Annotated in this window: 16 protein-coding genes and 1 pseudogene; 7 read left to right on the top strand and 10 right to left on the bottom strand. The window is 43.2% G+C overall.

What is annotated here, in order from left to right; translation table 11 throughout:
• A complete protein-coding gene (gene cxpE, locus NI468_RS09585; RefSeq protein WP_247143457.1) occupies positions 1-1,221 on the bottom strand; it encodes a chloramphenicol efflux transporter CxpE in 1,221 nt (406 codons plus the stop codon).
• Between the two features lie 135 nt (positions 1,222-1,356).
• Here cxpE and purM point away from each other — a divergent pair, with 135 nt between their 5' ends.
• Positions 1,357-2,427: a phosphoribosylformylglycinamidine cyclo-ligase gene (gene purM / locus NI468_RS09580; RefSeq protein WP_253101548.1), complete on the top strand. Its 1,071-nt coding sequence runs from the start codon at positions 1,357-1,359 to the stop codon at positions 2,425-2,427.
• Between the two features lie 6 nt (positions 2,428-2,433).
• A complete protein-coding gene (gene purN, locus NI468_RS09575) occupies positions 2,434-3,063 on the top strand; it encodes a phosphoribosylglycinamide formyltransferase (RefSeq protein ID WP_004279130.1) in 630 nt (209 codons plus the stop codon).
• Positions 3,064-3,127: 64 nt separating this feature from the next.
• Here the strand turns inward: purN and NI468_RS09570 are convergent, their stop codons facing one another.
• Positions 3,128-3,931 carry an alpha/beta fold hydrolase gene (locus NI468_RS09570; RefSeq protein ID WP_253101545.1) on the bottom strand — a complete coding sequence of 268 codons (804 nt, stop codon included), beginning with the start codon at positions 3,929-3,931 and terminating at the stop codon, positions 3,128-3,130.
• Positions 3,928-4,950 carry a signal peptide peptidase SppA gene (gene sppA, locus NI468_RS09565; RefSeq protein ID WP_168730840.1) on the bottom strand — a complete coding sequence of 341 codons (1,023 nt, stop codon included), beginning with the start codon at positions 4,948-4,950 and terminating at the stop codon, positions 3,928-3,930. Before sppA ends, NI468_RS09570 begins: the two co-directional genes overlap by 4 nt.
• A 125-nt stretch (positions 4,951-5,075) precedes the next feature.
• On the opposite strand from sppA, the gene NI468_RS09560 reads away from it, so the two are divergent.
• Positions 5,076-6,050, top strand: coding sequence for a lysophospholipid acyltransferase family protein (locus NI468_RS09560; RefSeq protein ID WP_004279136.1), 975 nt, complete (start codon positions 5,076-5,078; stop codon positions 6,048-6,050).
• On the opposite strand, the gene NI468_RS09555 is transcribed toward NI468_RS09560, so the two are convergent.
• The 3 genes from NI468_RS09555 to NI468_RS09545 all read right to left on the bottom strand — a co-directional run bounded on the left by NI468_RS09555 (position 6,039) and on the right by NI468_RS09545 (position 10,499).
• Entirely contained in the window at positions 6,039-8,501 is a 2,463-nt protein-coding gene (locus NI468_RS09555) for a DNA internalization-related competence protein ComEC/Rec2 (RefSeq protein ID WP_253101542.1), read from the bottom strand. The genes NI468_RS09560 and NI468_RS09555 overlap by 12 nt on opposite strands.
• An 86-nt stretch (positions 8,502-8,587) precedes the next feature.
• Positions 8,588-9,271, bottom strand: coding sequence for a lipoprotein-releasing ABC transporter ATP-binding protein LolD (gene lolD, locus NI468_RS09550; RefSeq protein ID WP_253101539.1), 684 nt, complete (start codon positions 9,269-9,271; stop codon positions 8,588-8,590).
• On the bottom strand, positions 9,264-10,499 hold the full coding sequence (locus NI468_RS09545) for a lipoprotein-releasing ABC transporter permease subunit (protein WP_004645695.1): 1,236 nt from the start codon (positions 10,497-10,499) through the stop codon (positions 9,264-9,266). Before NI468_RS09545 ends, lolD begins: the two co-directional genes overlap by 8 nt.
• 26 nt (positions 10,500-10,525) lie before the next feature.
• Between NI468_RS09545 and NI468_RS09540 the strand changes: the two genes are divergently transcribed.
• Entirely contained in the window at positions 10,526-11,089 is a 564-nt protein-coding gene (locus tag NI468_RS09540) for a PilZ domain-containing protein (protein WP_004279140.1), read from the top strand.
• Between the two features lie 9 nt (positions 11,090-11,098).
• Here the strand turns inward: NI468_RS09540 and NI468_RS09535 are convergent, their stop codons facing one another.
• Both NI468_RS09535 and NI468_RS09530 read right to left on the bottom strand, forming a co-directional pair.
• On the bottom strand, positions 11,099-12,013 hold the full coding sequence (locus NI468_RS09535; RefSeq protein WP_253101536.1) for a DMT family transporter: 915 nt from the start codon (positions 12,011-12,013) through the stop codon (positions 11,099-11,101).
• A gap of 21 nt (positions 12,014-12,034) precedes the next feature.
• Positions 12,035-12,520 carry a YaiI/YqxD family protein gene (locus NI468_RS09530; RefSeq protein WP_171260766.1) on the bottom strand — a complete coding sequence of 162 codons (486 nt, stop codon included), beginning with the start codon at positions 12,518-12,520 and terminating at the stop codon, positions 12,035-12,037.
• A 249-nt stretch (positions 12,521-12,769) separates the two neighbouring features.
• On the opposite strand from NI468_RS09530, the gene NI468_RS09525 reads away from it, so the two are divergent.
• Entirely contained in the window at positions 12,770-13,702 is a 933-nt protein-coding gene (locus NI468_RS09525; RefSeq protein WP_253101534.1) for a hypothetical protein, read from the top strand.
• A gap of 410 nt (positions 13,703-14,112) precedes the next feature.
• On the opposite strand, the gene NI468_RS16280 is transcribed toward NI468_RS09525, so the two are convergent.
• Both NI468_RS16280 and serC read right to left on the bottom strand, forming a co-directional pair.
• On the bottom strand, positions 14,113-14,244 hold the full coding sequence (locus NI468_RS16280) for a hypothetical protein (protein WP_257221144.1): 132 nt from the start codon (positions 14,242-14,244) through the stop codon (positions 14,113-14,115).
• A 40-nt stretch (positions 14,245-14,284) separates the two neighbouring features.
• A complete protein-coding gene (gene serC, locus NI468_RS09520) occupies positions 14,285-15,364 on the bottom strand; it encodes a 3-phosphoserine/phosphohydroxythreonine transaminase (RefSeq protein WP_121980404.1) in 1,080 nt (359 codons plus the stop codon).
• A gap of 360 nt (positions 15,365-15,724) precedes the next feature.
• On the opposite strand from serC, the gene NI468_RS09515 reads away from it, so the two are divergent.
• Together NI468_RS09515 and NI468_RS09510 are read left to right on the top strand one after the other, a co-directional pair.
• The gene (locus NI468_RS09515) at positions 15,725-17,185 is read left to right on the top strand and encodes a TolC family protein (protein WP_253101531.1); all 1,461 of its coding nucleotides are present in this window, start codon (positions 15,725-15,727) and stop codon (positions 17,183-17,185) included.
• A gap of 11 nt (positions 17,186-17,196) precedes the next feature.
• A pseudogene (locus NI468_RS09510) lies at positions 17,197-17,719 on the top strand (HlyD family secretion protein); the annotation flags it as partial.

Raw genomic sequence — 17,719 nt, 5'->3', positions numbered from 1 at the left:
TTATGAGTCTTTACGATGTGGATCGTGAATTTTACTTGAGTTCTCCTCTGCTTGCAGCGGTTTTTTCTGTGGCTTTTTCATTTCAATATCAACATCTAAGTCTGCTGTTTCAATATTGATAGAACCGGTAGAGGCATCTTGTATGATAACAGCCCGATCACCATAAAATGGCGTATGTTCATAATACTCACGGATATGCCGCAGCAGTACCACAATCACGGCTGCCACCGGTAAGGCAATCAGCATGCCCAAGAAACCGGCCAGTTGTGCACCTGCCAGAACTGCAAACACTACAGCTACAGGAGAAAGACCGATTTTATCACCTAGCAAGAACGGTTGCAGAATATAGCCTTCGACGGCCTGCCCGACCATAAAGACAATCCCGACCAATACCAGTTGCCACCAGTCGATTCCAAATTGGAAAAAGGTTGCAATGACTGCGGCAATAATTCCAACCGCAAAACCAAGATACGGAATGATACTGCACAATCCGGCAATCATCCCAATGATCAAGCCAATCTCTAGGCCAATCAGTTGCAGTCCCACTGCATAGACTACGCCCAGCAGAACCATGACCAGGAACTGACCTTTGACAAAGGCACCTAACACACTATGACATTCACTCACAATAGTTAAGGTTGTTTTTTCATAAGGACGGGGAATCAGGCGGCGTAAGCTGTCCAGCATACGATCCCAATCCAGCAAGAAATAAAAGGCAATAATCGGAATCAGGACAATCGTGCCACCAATCTGGATAAAGTTCAGACCAGATTGTGCCAGTTTCAGCAGCATTGCCTGAATACTGTCAGCACTATAATTGGTCTGGACATAGTCCATTACTACTGAGGAAATCTGGTCAGTATCGATCTCCATCGGAACCAGATTAAAGCTATCGGAAAGCCAAGGTAGGAACGTGTAATTGATCCAGTGAATCCCGGCCGGAATGCTATCACGCGCATACATCAGCTGCTGCCAGACTAGTGGCACCAGATACCACATCACCAATGTAACCACGATCCCAATCCCGATAAATACGATACTGATCGAGAGCCATCGAGCCAGCCCAATGCGGTGCAAAACATCGACCAGTGGGCTAAATAAATAAGCAATTAGAAAAGCTGCAACAAAAGGAACCACAACTGGTTTAAGCAGATATAAAACCCAAAGTATCAATGCTATACCAGCAAGTATAAGAATGCGCCGTAAAGTACGATCGACCATAGAATCTTGCCTTTTCTCTATTAATCATTCTAAAAATTAAAATATTTTAATAAAGATAGCATTTTAGGCCACAAATACCATAAGAGTTTTACATATTCAGGTTATAATCGCACCCGCGAATGCGGAGACTTCATTATGAGCAACTCAACTTCTACCCCAAACACTGGTTTAAGCTACAAAGATGCAGGTGTCGACATTGAGGCGGGCGACGCGTTAGTCGATCGTATTAAATCTGTCGCTAAGCGTACCTCACGTCCCGAAGTTATGGGCGGTCTAGGTGGCTTTGGTGCACTTTGTAAAATTCCTAAAGGTTATGAAGAACCTGTTCTCGTATCTGGCACAGATGGTGTTGGTACAAAATTACGTCTGGCACTGAATTTGAACCGTCATGACACAATTGGTCAAGACCTGGTTGCAATGTGCGTGAATGACCTTCTTGTCTGTGGTGCTGAACCACTGTTCTTCCTTGATTATTATGCAACTGGTCACTTAAATGTTGATGTTGCTGCAAATGTAGTCACTGGTATTGGCGCTGGTTGTGAACTTGCTGGCTGTGCATTAGTTGGCGGTGAAACTGCTGAAATGCCAGGCATGTATGAAGGCGAAGATTACGATCTTGCAGGTTTCTGTGTCGGTGTTGTTGAGCAAAGTAAAATTATTGATGGCTCTAAAGTCAAAGCGGGTGACGTTTTAATTGGTGTAGCTTCTTCAGGTGCGCACTCAAACGGCTACTCACTGCTTCGTAAAATCCTGGACGTGAAAAACGTTGACCTGAATCAAATCGTCGATGGCCGCCCACTTGCAGATGTTGCAATGGAACCAACACGCATTTATGTAAAACCAATTCTTGAACTGTTAAAACACGTTGATGTCCATGCGATGGCACACATCACCGGTGGTGGTTTACCAGGTAACTTACCTCGCGTACTTCCAAACGGTGCTCAAGCGTTGGTAAATGAATCTTCTTGGGAATGGCCTGAGCTATTCAAACTTCTACAACGTGAAGGCGGCGTAGAACAATTTGAAATGTATCGTACTTTCAACTGTGGCGTCGGCATGGTGCTGGTTGTTGATGCAGCTGATGCAGACAAAACTGTTGAATTACTCAACCAGCTTGGCGAAAAAGCATGGGCGATGGGTCAGATTCAAGACAATGCTGAATCAGTTGCAGATGCAGACGAAAAAATTCGTGTGATCTTTGCGTAATTTCGCATGATTAAAATTGCTGTACTTGTTTCAGGTAGTGGATCAAATCTGCAAGCCTTGATTGATGCCAATCTTTCAGGGCAAATTGTGGGCGTGATTTCCAACAAACCTGAAGCCTTTGCTTTAACGCGTGCACAACAGGCAGGCATTCAGACTGCAGTTATTGAACACAAGCAATATCCAAACCGTGAAGCTTTTGATGATGTCATGCATCAACAGCTTTTGGACTGGGATGTGGATCTGGTGGTACTTGCCGGCTTTATGCGAATTTTAAGTGAAAAATTTGTGAAAGCCTGGGAAGGAAAAATGTTAAATATTCACCCTTCCCTGTTGCCTTATTATAAAGGCATGCATACGCATCAGCGTGTACTCAATACCGGTGATGTTCTGCACGGTTGTACGGTGCATTATGTTACGGCTGAACTGGATGCAGGCCAAGCGCTTGCCCAAGGTGTTCTCAAGGTTTCTCATCATGATACGGTAGAAAGTTTGGCAACACGTGTGCATAGCCTCGAGCATGTGATCTATCCACAAGTCGTAGAATGGATTTGTAGCGGAACGATTCAACATACTAAAGATGGTGTGTTATATCGAAATGAGAAAATGCAAGCGCCTGTTCAATTCTGCAAGTTCTAAAAAAATTTAGATATAAAAAAACGCATCCTCGGATGCGTTTTTTATTTCCAATATATTCAATAATTCAAGCAGACTGTTGCTGAATCAGCTGTTTGACCAAGCCAGCTACTTGATCAGGTTGTTCCAATGGGAACATATGTCCACCATCCACCACGGTAAAAGGAATACCAAACTTCTTTTGCACTTGCTGCGGGAACTTGCGGGCCAGAAATGGACCTTTCTCGGCAACGACCAGATGCACAGGAATTTTTGGTTTCGCCTGAGGCAACCACCAGAGTGACGGATTGGTTCTAAAGACTGCGACCTCATCCCTTTTAGGGATAGTAAGTTCTACTCCACCCCGGATGGGATCATCCTGTAAGGCATAATCAATATACGCCTGGAAGCAATCTGCATCAAAATCCTGATAAAAACCTTTAGGGCGCAGCAATTCAGCGGCTTGTTCCCGTGAATCCCAATGATCTCGACGGCGTTTCGACAAACCTGCCGGAGACATTTTATCCAATGCTTTTAAACGAAAAGTCTTGGCGATATGCAAGGCAAAGGCTTCTTTGCCCATAATCATTGGCGGGTCCAGCATGATCATTTGTGAAAACAGTTCCGGGCGCTGTAAAGCGGCCTGAAACGTTAATACAGAGCCCAACGAATGTCCCAAACCAATCACGGGCCGGCCTTGAGATTGGCGTACAATACTGTCGATCACTTGCCGGGTCAGGCTTTTCCAATGGTTATCAACCGGATAACGCTTATCCCGCCCTAAAAGCGGCACATAGATAATATCGTAATCATCTTGCAATTCATCAAACAGCTTTTGATAGACTTTAGATGGCACGCCATTGGCGTGCGCGAAATGAATCAGTGGTTTCATTGCAGTGTCGTGCTATTTTCTGACTGAAGCTTCTGTGCAACTGAAGAAGCAATTCCATCCCCAATCGATGAACCCATACGACCCAAGACTGATTCAAATGGACTATATTCAATGGTGTAATTCAACGCTTTTTCAGTTTTCAGTTCGCGTTTCAAGGTATTTAAGCTACCGATACGATCCGCAATACCTAATTTCACCGCCTGATCACCGGTCCAGAACAAGCCAGAGAAAATAGCAGGATCATTGGATTTCAACTTAGCCCCACGCCCCTGTTTCACTGCATTAATAAAGTGACCATGGACATTATCCAGCACGCCCTGTACATGAGCTTTTTGCGCAGGATCAACTGGCTGAGTCATCGACAGTAAAGCTTTATTTTCACCTGAAGTCATGGTGCGATCTTCAACGCCTAACTTTTGCAGCAGATTATTCACACCATAATTCGGCATGATCACCCCAATTGAACCGACCAGACTCGATGGATTGACAATAATTTCATCCGCAGCAGAGGCAATATAATAGGCCCCTGAAGCACCGGTATCACCAATTACCGCATACAGTTTTTTCCCAGGATGCTGTTTTTTCAGATACTGAATTTCCTGCCAGATTTCATCAGACTGTACCGGTGAACCGCCAGGTGAGTTAATATTCAGCACCACCGCTTTACTTTGTTTATTTTCAAAGGCTTTTTTCAATGATTTGATGGTATTGCTACTGTTGACACTCTGTTTGTCGGCTGCAATCGTACCCACAATGTCCACGACTGCGATATGCGAACCCGCAGCAGCGCTAGCATCTGAAGAAACTGAACTACAGCTTTTGCCTAATGCCAAAATGACAACAAGCAGATAAGCAAAAGTCAGAAATTTAAAGAAAATTCCCCAACGGCGTGCACGGCGCTGTTCTTCTACCGAAGCTAAAACTGCTTTTTCAAGCAATTTCCATTCCGGACCAGTCGGTTGAACTGGCTGTTGCGTATTTTGTATTTGATTTTCAGGTTTTGGTGGCCAATCGGACATAAATAATCCAATAAATTGATTTATATTGAATCCATTATATACACTGAATCGGGTAATTCTGTCTAAACAAAACGTTTTCGCCTATAATAAATTTTGTTCTCTTTTTTTGTACTTAGACGAAATCAATGACGAAACAGGGCTCACGGAATTCAGCTTACGGATTACTCAAATACATTAGCCGCCAACCGCTTCCGGTTTCTCGCTGGATGGCCCGTATTCTGGCCTTTATTGTGAACAGTTTTAAAGTCACTAAAACTTCGGAAGTCATTCGTCTCAACCTTGAAATCAGTCTTTCAGAACTGTCTAATCAGGAACGTGAACAGATTAACCGTGCTGCGGTTCGCAATGAATTAATGTCATATTTCGAGTTCTTTACTATTTGGGGCTCAAGCAATCAGAAAAATCTTAAACGCGTTCATCGCGTTATTGGCGAAGATCTACTTCATGATGCCATTGCACAAAATAAAGGCCTCGTGTTAATCGTGCCGCATTTTGGTACCTGGGAAATTATGAATGCCTATATTGCCCAGTTCACCTCAATGACCATTATGTACAAACCTGTGAAAAATCAGGCTGCAGATCAATTTGTACGGGCCGCCCGTAGTCGTGAACAGGCGCATCTGGTGCCGACCGATGAATCTGGCGTCCGTCAGATTTTTAAAGCCTTAAAACAAGGTGGCACTACGGTCATCCTTCCGGATCATACCCCGAATATCGGTGGTGAATATATTCCCTATTTCGGCGTGCCTTTGGCCACCAGTAATTTAAGTGCCAAGCTGATTCAAAAGACCAAAGCGCGTGCCCTGTTTTTATATGCTCTACGTAATACTGAAGATGGATTCGATATTTTTATCGAAGCAGTTGATGAAAAAATTTATAATGGCAATGCCAATCAAGGCACACAAGTCATTATCAATAGTATTGAAAATTTAATTCGTCGCCATCCGGAACATTATCATTGGAGTTATAAACGCTTTAATGCGCATCAAGACTTGGGAAATCTCTACAAACTTGAGCATGAACAAGCTTTGGGCAAAGTAAATGCATTAAGAACTCAAGAACTACATAAAGTTTCGCCCATATTGGAATCAGTCACTTAAGGGCTGACGATACAACCACTGCCATTCATGTCGTTCGGCAGAAAGCACCAGTTTTGAGCCTTGTTGCTGGAAGTGCACACTCCCCTGTTCTGCTGTGGTCAATAAGGGAATATTAAGTGCTTTCAACCGTTGCTGGGTCAGTTGGCTCGGGTGGCCATAACGGTTAAATTTCCCAGCCGAGGCAATCGCCAGTTTAGGCTGCAAAACCTGTAAAAATTGATAGGCTGAACTGTGCTGACTGCCATGATGCCCGAGTATCAGCACATCGACCTGAAGTTCGGGATAGTCTTGGAGCAGCTGATATTCAGTTTCCCAACCCGCATCCCCCATCAGTAAAAAGTTTTGATACGGTCCGGCATTTTTGATTTGCAGATATATCACACAAGAGCGGTCATTTTTATTGAAGTTTGGCGTATTTAACTGCTGCTGCCGAGGTGCCAGAATTTTAAAGTTAATCGTCTCAGACCATTGCCATTGCTGTCCTGCATAACAAAACTGAAAACTTGAAGAAGCAGCTGTTTCAGGCATCTGATTGGATGACACTTGTCGGATGTTTAGTTGATCTTTAATGCTGTGATATGCACCGCTATGGTCCTGATCCAGATGGGTCAAAATCAGTTGATCCAGTTCTCCAACACCTTGCACAGACAAAAATGGCATAATCACTTGCCGACCAATACTGAATTTTTCTTCATTATAATAACCGCCCATATCGATCATCATGCTCTTTTGCCCTTCCCGAATGAAGATGGCCTGTCCCTGCCCGACATCCAGAACAGACAGCTGAAATGCATGCTGATTAAGTTGAGGAATGCACAGTGGTAAACAGGCAAGTGCTGTCCAGCTTTTGGGCACTAAGCCACGCGGCAAAAAGACAATTAATAAGCCCAAAATACATAGAGCAATCATCCAGACATTCATGGCCACAGGAATCAGTTGCGGTGCAAACAGCCGATCAAGCAGATTCAAAAATGCCAGCAGTATATGAATAAAAATATCATTGAGCTGAAACAGCAGACTCGAAAGTGGTTCAGAAATGAAAAATAATAAAGCCGCCAGAATATCTACGGGAACTATCAGCAGGCCAATCCACGGGATAGCCACCAGGTTGCTTAGCGGGGTAATCCAAGCCACCTGCTTAAAAAACAACATCATTAAGGGAAACAGGGCCAGAAAGATTTTCCACTGCGACTCCATCAAAACTTTTATTGCAAAATACAGTCGTTGTAATGCTGTTTGTACTGTTTGATGCGGTTGCTGCTGAATGGTTTGATAGATCCGCAGCAAGACAAAACAGGCCCCATAAGACAGCCAGAATGCGGCCGACAAAATGCTAAAAGGATCAAAGAGCAACAATAAGGCAGCACTTAAAATCAGCAGTTTTAATGGCTGCATACTTTGCCTGAGCAGCAGCGTAAAAGTCACAATCACACAAATCAGTAAAGTGCGTAACGCCGGAATTTCAAAACCGACAAAGGCACAATACAGCAATACACATAACAAAAAAGGCAGACTCAAAAAATACTGCCTTGGCCATTTCAGATAAATCTGCGGTACGTACCTTGAAATCAGATATTGCAACGCTCCACAAACGATAAAGGCAAAGATCAGGACATGCGGTCCGGAAATCGCCAGTAAATGACTCATGCCAAAACGCTGGAATTGCTGTTCCGTCGCTTGATCCAAGAGACTTTCATCACCACTTAATAGAGCCAGTAACAAGCCTTTCTGCTGTACTGGTTGTGTGGCCACAAACTCTCTTAAGGTCAGTCGCTGCTGTTCTACCCAAAGCAAAAATCGCTGATTCAAATTTTTCTGCTGACGTAGATATTTAGCATGACCTAGTGCATAGAGTTGTTGCGGTTGCAACTCTTGGATATGTTTAATCCTAAACCCGGCCATAACATTTTGCTGCAAGGCCCATTTTTCTGCATCAAAAGCACCCGGTGTCGCATAACTATGGTTAGGTCGAATCTGGCCTTGTAATAAATAATAGTGTCCCAGTTCAAGAGTCTGCTGTTTGGTTACATCATTTCCTAAACTGGATATGACAGGATCTGAAACTGGCAGAAAACCCATCCACTTAACTGTAATGCCATCAGGGTTAAGCACATGCAGGGCTTGCTGGATATTCTGATCGCCCAGTTTATTCAGCTCTTTGATATAGACCACGATTTCTTTTTCAGAGACCTCGTGCTCTCGTTTGGATAAACGTTCAGCCAGTTGCAGATTGGCATAAGCATGACCTAAAAATAGTCCCAAAAGCAGGCTTGATCCAGTGATCAACAAGCTTCGCAGTGGTGTATTCAAGATGAGCTTTAATTTATGGCAACACAGATACCACAACAGCGCAACGATCAAAACTGCCGTTCCGCTCAGTTGAACAGACAGGAAACTTTTCCCCATACACGCAAGGCCTAAAATCCAGCCAATACATAGCCACTGCAACATTGAATCTTATTCTGTCTTGTTATTATTTTGCCCAATAATAAAGCCCACCGGAGTGAGCTTCAATCAAATGCGAATATTCTCGTTATTTATGGTTCAATCCAGAGACCATCCTGCATATGTAAAATCCGATCTGCTGCATGGGCTAGCTGTTCATCATGCGTCACAATCAGCATCGCCATATTGAACTCACGTTGCAATTCGGTCAGCAGTTCAAAAATCTTTGCTGCAGTCTTGCGATCCAGATTTCCGGTCGGTTCATCGGCCATCATCAGTTTAGGTTTACCCACCACTGCACGCGCCAAAGCTACACGCTGACGTTCACCTCCGGATAATTCACCCGGCTTGTGAGTCAGACGATGCGAAAGACCAACACGTTCCAGTAAATATTCAGCCTGCTGTTTGGCTTCCTTAAACTTCATGTTGTCGCGTAACATCAGCGGCATGGCCACATTTTCCAGTGCCGTAAATTCTGGCAACAGGTGATGAAACTGATAAACAAAGCCCAAATGCTCATTCCGCACATAACCGCGTTCTGCTTCAGACAAGGTATCAAAACGGCGGCCATTCACCATGACCTGACCTGACGTCGGGCGATCCAATCCACCCAGAACATGTAATAAGGTACTTTTCCCGGATCCACTGGAACCAACAATCGAGACAAACTCGCCTGCTTTTACCTGTAGCGACAAGCCACGAATCACCTCAACCGTGGCTTTACCATCGGTAAAGGACTTGTGAATATTCTGGGCATCTAAAATCAGATTACTCATAACGCAAAGCCTCTGCCGGTTGAATTTTTGCTGCACGTAAAGCGGGGTAAATCGTTGCGACAAAACTTAAGGCCAGTGATAAACCAACAATCACCAAGACATCCTGCCAGCGCAGATACGAAGGTAAGTAGTTAATAAAATAGGCATCAAACATATTCAGACCTAAAGTATTGTTGAGCCAGCCAATAAAGCTACTGATACTGGTTGCCGCAATAATCCCGAGGATGGCCCCTGCACAAGTTCCAATCACCCCAATCACGGTACCTTGCACCATAAAGATTTTGGTAATGGTGGCAGGTGAAGCCCCCAAAGTCCTTAAAATGGCAATGTCCGATTTTTTATCCGTCACCACCATCACCAGTGAAGACACAATATTAAATGCCGCGACTAGAACGATCAGGAATAAAAGCAGGCTGACCATGGCTTTTTCCATCTGAATCGCGCTGAACAGATTACCATGGGTATAAGTCCAGTCCGAAGCATAGAAATTCCCCGGCAAATCACGCACAATTTCCTGAGACACTTGTGGTGCCAGGAAAATATCATCCAGCTTCATACGCACACCCTGCGCACCATCCGGTAGACGCAGCAAGGTCGAGGCATCATTTAAAGCGATATAACCCATCATCGAGTCAACTTCAGCACCAATACTGAAGATTCCCACCACTTTAAAACGCTTGAAACGCGGGACGACACCAGCTGGTGATGGGGTGGCTTCTGGCAGAACCAGAGTAATATTGTCATTTAAACCCACACCCATGGCATCGGTCATTTGCTTGCCCAAAACAATACCAAATTCACCTTTTTTCAGGCTGTCGATACTGCCCTCAACCATATGGTTTTGTATAATTGAAACTTTTTTCTCATACTCGGGTTCAATCCCGCTGACCATAATGCCGGCGACCTGACCCTGTGCGGTCAGCATGCCTTGTAATTGAGTAAAAGGTGCGACTCCCTGAACATGCTCATGCCCTTCAATTTGCTTTGCAAGTTCTGGCCAATTTGTTAAAATTTGTGTTGAGGAAACAGTCGCTTGAGGTATCATTCCTAAGACACGATTCTTTAACTCTCGGTCAAAACCATTCATCACAGACAACACTGTAATGAGGACTGCCACACCGAGTGTGAGGCCGATCATTGAGACCAACGCGATAAAAGAAATGAAGTGGTTACTACGCCGTGCGCGAGTATATTTCAACCCTATATACAGCGAGATTGGTTTGAACATAACCATCTAGTCCGAGGTAATAAATTATGGAAAATGTACAGCATCCAAACGGATTTACGGAAAGACGCGTCATGTCTCGAATCGATGCTGCCTTACGAATTAATTATCAGATTATTTCCGATGATGTTGCCTTGAATGATCCTTACGATCCTAACTTCGTCTTGCCCCGCTATTTTCTACTACTTGCAGAACTAGATCAATTTGATCATGCGGTTAACTACGAATTAGAACAATTATCTGAAAAAGATCAACAAATTGCTCGAATCTTATCCTTATTTAATCAAAAGTTAAACCTTATTACCGGTTCTTTGTATGACGCAATTGTACAAAGCATGTTACCTGTACCAGAGCAAGTGAACTTTTCAGAAACCGGTTTTAGTTTCTTTAATGAGCGCCCTATCGCTGAAGGCACCTATCTGCACGTGACTTTGAGTCATCCGGAAAATTTCTTCCATATTGCAGCAACCGCTCAGGTGGCCTACAGTCGCGAAGAAGAAAATGGCAAATATCGGACTGGTGCATATTTTATTACCATGCATCCCCAAGACCGGGTCAAACTGGGTGAATGCGTCAAGGCTCACTTTGTTTAAATTACTGCTTTAGTCAGTGCTGCTGGGTGATGAAAGGCGAGCGTTATAGCTCGCTTTAATTTCTCTGGAAAAATATAACAACAAACCAGCCAGTAAGATAACGACGCCAAAGACTGCTCCACCCGATAATTTTTCATCATTCAGAATCACCCCGACAAATAAGGCCAGCATCGGCGTCAATACGGTGGTCAATGACAAAGTGGTCGCCTTGATTTTCTGCACCAGTTTAAAATAACAGAACATCGCAATCAGGGAAGCCATGATTACAGCATAACTGAGTCCAATCAGCGATTTAGCCTGCGGAATCTGGGTCGGTGCAAATTGCCAGATAAATGGCAACATGGTACAGGCCATGACCGCTGAAACAGCAATAGAACCGGCCGCTTGTGCCATAGGTTCGAGAGGTGCATTAACTTTTTTCACCCAGAACATCGAAACACAGTAAATAAAAACACTGAGCAACATCAGGCCTATGCCAATCGGCTGAATATGCTGATCTTTGCCACCGACACAGATAATGCCCAGACCCAGCAAGGCAATCGCCATACCACCCCACTGCGAAGGATAGAGCTTAAGCTGAAATACAAAACGGCCAATTAAACCGGTAATAATCGGCGCCAGTCCGAACATCAGGGCAATAACGCCTGAACTCAGATAATCCGTGGCCAGATAAGTGAAAATCTGTGAGCCGATAAAACTGCATGCGCCAGCCAGGTAACTGTGCATGGATAATTTATCTAAGGGAAAACGGGTTTTAAATAGCCACAACAAGGCAAATGCAAAAGGCAAAGCCAAAAAGAAACGCAATGCCAAAGCCCAGAGCGGATGCAAATCCGTCACACTCCAGACAATAGCTAGCGGTGTCGTCGCCCAGATAAAAACCAATAAAAGATAGGTGGCAATCATATTGGTTTGTGTGGGCATGCGAGTCACTCTGAATAAGGCTTAAAGCGCGGAAGTTTTACGTTTTTGTTTTTGGATGGTCTGATCGAGTGCGCTGGAAAATTCGCGTTTATCCCGTTCTGAAATCGGTGGCGGACCGCCCGTTTGCACGCCCGCTCCGCGTAAGCTGTCCATAAAATCGCGCAGATGTAAGCGCGCTTTGACATTGGCCGTAGTATAAATTTCACCACGGGGATGAATCGCAATTCCGCCTTTTTCAATCACTTCCGCAGCCAAGGGAATATCTTGGGTCATGACAATATCATGCTCTTTCATGCGCAGAATAATCTCTTTATCCGCAGCATCCGCCCCACTCATCACCTGAATTGAATTAATTCTGATCGAAGGAGTTATTCCGACTGGTTGGTTGGCAACAAAAGTGACTTCTAGCTGATAGCGATCCGAAGCACGAATAATCACATCTCGCAGAATACGGGGCAATGCATCGGCATCGACCCAAAGTTTGAATGGCAACACAGGGCTTCCCATTAAGGTATAAATCATGGTTATTCTAGCAAATTGCAGTGATCAGGTTGATGATTAAATCGCTCCATTTTCATTGCATCTGTCATCAATATTTTAAAAAGTATGTGCCCGGTAAAACTGGCATGATTCACGCGAGAAAAAAATTGACTTCATTTGACTGGCATTTTAATTTTAAAATTCATTCGATTGACTTGAAAAATCGCAATGACCCTCGATTAACTATAAATACATCATCCAAGATCAATTGTGCATATGAAAAATCAGAATAGCCCAGAGATCATCACCATTGATGATCAAAATTTCGGTAGTCATGTCGAACATTGGACCTTGCTCACCGACAACCCTGGCACAGATGTTCCACAGTGGTTAGGCAAAGCTCTCGATGAACCGATCATGCCGATGGGCCTTTGTACACAAGAATGTGATATGGATGCAGAGACCTGGCTGATTCAGGGACCAAGCAAAGCTGCGGTACAGTTGAGTCAAGTGATTGCCGTTGAAAACAACAAACCTCAAGCGGTAAAAACTGCATTTCCGTGCTTTGACAGTCCTTATCAGGTGAAAGCCACGATTGACCGGATTATTAGCTGTAAATCCAATACTCAGGCTGTATTGCGCCTGAATCTGGGTGCTAACAATATTATTTACGCTTTCGATAGCCTGTATAGCGTCAATCACCCGCATTATGAAAAAGACCAGTCCTATGTGGTGAATCTGAATGGCTGGGCCTATGAACTTGAAGCGGTCGCAGATCATGAGCATCTGGTGGTTGATGATCCGGCTTCGATCAAGCATCACCGTGCCTTGAATGATATTCTGGCTGCCAATAAAGGTGTAGCGCCGGATAATCTGCAGGAACAGATTGATGCCTGGCAGCCGCAGTCCGAAGAAGATAAAGAACCTGTAACTGTAGATTTTTCTAAAATGGTGGCCTATTTATACGGCGAAACCATGGGTCAGGAAGATGAAGCCTGGTTCCAGGGCAATATTGTCGGTAAAACGACTATGCAGTTTATGGGTCAGGACTATACCCTGTATGATGTCACCCTCATTCATGATGAAGGCCAGCCTGCGACCTTGATCCGGATTGCAACGCGGAATGACCAGTACAGAGACTTCCAGATTGGCCAGTATATTCGTGGCAACTTGTGGATTCAGGCCAATATTTATAGAAAAGCGGCCTAAGTTCAAACAGAAAAAGAAGATATTCATTTTGATGGGTATCTTCTTTTAATCCATCTATATTCTTATTTGTCATTTTATTTTTTGATTATTTTTTATACATATTTTCTGGCTTAATAATCTATTTAAATTCATTAAAAACCGAGTTATCCACATGCTTAAATTCAAATGAATTCATTTTAAATATTTAAAATAACCTTAAAAATCTTCTAAAAATAAGCGCTTGATTTCTCATATAAATAATCTGTTGTCGTGCAAATCTGATATTTAAATAAAATGAAAATTTATGCTCTTTAATTAAAAATGTACTTTATTTAATCAATTTTTTATGATAAAAATACTCACAACAAATTAGTATTAACGATAAATAGATCGGACAATAAATATCTATGAAAATCGTGCAAGAAGAAACATTACAACAGGTCGAGCATCATCTTAGCTCCCGCTATAATATTGATATGATGTCCTGCCTTTTTTTCATGTTGGGGATGCTGATCTGCGGATTCATCCTGCATACTTTTATTTTCTAAAATTATTGCATTCATAAAAAAACCCAGCCTGTGCTGGGTTTTTTCGTTTCAGGAATTAACCATTGCGTTTGGCAAAGTCATCCATAAAGTTCACCAATGCCTGCACGCCCTCTAAAGGCACGGCATTATAAATACTTGCGCGCATACCGCCAACCGAACGGTGACCAGCAAGATTCAATAAATGCTGCGCTTCAGCTTCTTTCAGGAACTGTTTCTCAAGATATGCATTAGCCAAAGTAAATGGTACGTTCATGATCGAACGGTTTGCTTTTGCAATCGGATTCGCATAAAAATCGCTTTGATCGATATAACCATAAAGCAAGTTAGCTTTCTCAAGGTTCACTTTGTGCATGGCATCTACACCGCCATTTTCTAGCAACCACTCAAACACCAGACCAGACAAGTACCATGCATAAGTTGATGGTGTGTTAACCATTGAGCCATTTTTCGCTTGATCTGAATATTTCAAGATGCTTGGAATTTCAGGTTTAGCTTGATCAAGTAAATCTTCACGAATGATCACCAGCGTTAAACCAGCAGGCCCGATATTCTTTTGCGCACCCGCATAGATCAAACCAAATTTAGAGACATCTACTGGCGCAGATAAAATACTAGATGAATAATCGCAAACTAATGGCTTGTTTGTTTCAGGAATTGAAGCAAATTGCAGACCGCCAATGGTTTCATTATCGGCATAATGCACATAAGCTGCATCATCAGAAAGATTCCATTCGCTTTGTGCACTGATCGCATATTTGCCATCAATTTGGATACCTGCTTTTACAACATTGATATCGCCATAACGCTGCGCTTCTTTCAAGGCTTTTTCAGACCAGATACCGGTATCGATATAGTCTGCTTTGTTGTTTTTGCCAAGCAGGTTCAATGGAATTGCCGAGAACTGTAATGATGCCCCACCCTGCAAGAACAATACTTTGTAGTTCTCAGGAATATTCATGAGTTTACGTAAGTCTGCTTCCGCTTTTTCAGCCATGGCAACATAGTCGGCACTACGGTGGCTCATTTCCATGATCGAAAGACCTTTGCCGTGCCAGTCAAGCATTTCAGCTTGAGCTTTTTCAAGTACGGCAGTCGGTAATGCAGCAGGACCAGCACAGAAGTTGTACGCGCGCATGATTTTTCCTTTCAGAGTGAAACACAATAAAATGATGGCATTTAACCATATCTGGCAGGGTCTTGCACAAAATTATTTCAATCTATGAGTCAAGATAGAGTCAAAAAATCAATGTAGATTCACAAGATAAATTGACCAGTATTTTAGCCTGCTGTTTTTATCATCTTTGAACTAACAATTGAAAATATTCAAGATTAAGCCATTTTTTGATTCTAGATATTCCATTAAAAACAGCCGATAAGTATTTGAAATACAGATGTAAAAGAAACAATACTATAACTTTACACTAGTTCTATCTGCAAACCTTTGATTTATACTAGCCGGATAACATTATCGGCTTTAAATCAGTTTAGCGACTTTATGAACTTAAAGAAAAATAAAAGACAGCTTGTCTGGGGTTTAAATCTGCTTGCATCAATGATGTATGGCAGCTTTGCTCATGCGCAGAGCATCAGCTTTCAGGACGCTGAACGTCAGTTGTTGCAAAATTCTTATAGCAGCCAAGCCTATCAAAGTCTGGAACAGGCCTCAAAACTTGAAGCTGAAGCGGTGAAAGGTATAGGTCTGCCACGAATCGATCTGAATGTTCGTGCGTATGCCTTTCATAATGAACTCGATCTACCTTTGGGCGCATTAAAAAATAATTTAGAGCAATCCTTAACGGATGGTGTCAATAATAGAATTGATGAACTGAACTTAGGTGATCTGGCTGACCCGCTAAAAAATAGTTTAAGACAACCTATTCAAAATGGGGTGGGCTTAATTCCTGATAGTTCGCATGTCGTGCTGGATGACCAGGTGATTCGTCCGACGATTTCAGTCATGATGCCGCTTTATACCGGTGGACTGACAAGCAGCGCCAAAGAAATCGCCAATATTCAGGTCGGTCGTAGTCAGCTCAGCAACAAACAGCAGCAAGACACGCAGCGTTTTGAACTGATTCAAAGTTATTTTAATGTACAGCTTCAAAAGCAACTACATGCAGCAGCACTATTTAACCTGAATGCCATGCAACAGCATTATCGCAATGCCTTAAAGATGGAACAGCAAGGTTTTATCAGTAAAGGCCAGCGCATGCAATTTGAAGTGGCACGTAATAATGCCGAACGCAGCCAGCAAAACACGCAAGCCAATTTGAATGCTGCCCTTTTCCATCTGAATAATCTGCTTCAAGAAAGTAGCATCACTGAGCTTTCAACGCCTTTATTTGTCAATAAAACCGAGCCACAGGCCTTAAATCATCTGCTGAAAACCTTTAGTCAGAACTCTGCGCTGATTCAAAAAATGCAGCTGGATACTCAATTAGCTCAAGCCAATGTCAAAGCCCAGCAAGCAGCGAAAAAACCGAATGTTTTTGCTTTTGGCGAATATAATCTGGATCAAAATGAAAACTGGATTGTCGGGATTGCCGCACGCTATAACCTGTTTTCCGGGATCGATAAAAACAAAAATATTCAGGCTGCCGAACTCAAACGCTCTGCCACAGAACTTCTCACTGCACGCACCCAGCAGGAAATTGAAAATCTGATTTATAAATCTTATAGCGAAGCACTCAGTGCACAGCAAAGTGATGCGCTTCTGGCACAAAACTTGAAAGCCGCACAGGAAAATTTACGCATCCAAGAATTGTCCTTTAAAGAAGATATGGGCACCGCCACACAGGTCATCGATGCACAAAACATGCTGAGCGGACTACAAGCTGAAACTGCCTTGAATGCTTACAAATATGTGATGTCACTGGCCACACTATTACAAAGCCATGGCTCGATTGCAGAATTTCCGACCTACATTCAACATACCAATACCCACTATATTCGCTAATGGAGCCGAACATGAACGAAGATCAAAAACTCAATGATCCTGTGAATGAAGCGGCTTCATCCAGCGATACAGAAAAATCGCCTGCACAACAGGTAGAAACAAAAACTGAAATAGAAAACAACGCGACGACTTCGACCGAGCAACAACAAGCTCCTGAAATCGCTAAAAAGAAAAAATATTTATTGCTTGCCCTGATTCCAGTTCTACTGGCAGTCATCGCTTTTGGATTATGGAAAAGCTACCAACCTGCTCCGCTGGAATTGCAGGGTCGTGTAGAAGCTGAAACGGTTCAGGTGGCGACCAAAGTGCCAAGCCGTATTGAAGAAATTTATGTAGAAGAAGGTCAGCAGGTCAAAAAAGGTGATGTACTGGTGCGCTTAAACAGCCCGGAAATTCAGGCCAAAAAACAGCAAGCCGTAGCGGCTTTACAATCTGCATTGGCTTTACAATCGACTGCTGAACGTGGCTCGCAGGAAGAAAATATCGCCAGTCTGTATGCCAACTGGCAATCGCTGAAAGCACAGCAAAATTTAG

It is taken from the genome of Acinetobacter lwoffii, assembly GCF_024129355.1.
Lineage (GTDB): Bacteria > Pseudomonadota > Gammaproteobacteria > Pseudomonadales > Moraxellaceae > Acinetobacter > Acinetobacter lwoffii_I.
The sequence above is the reverse complement of the archived record's forward strand: the minus strand, read 5'-3'. Positions and strand labels throughout refer to the sequence as shown.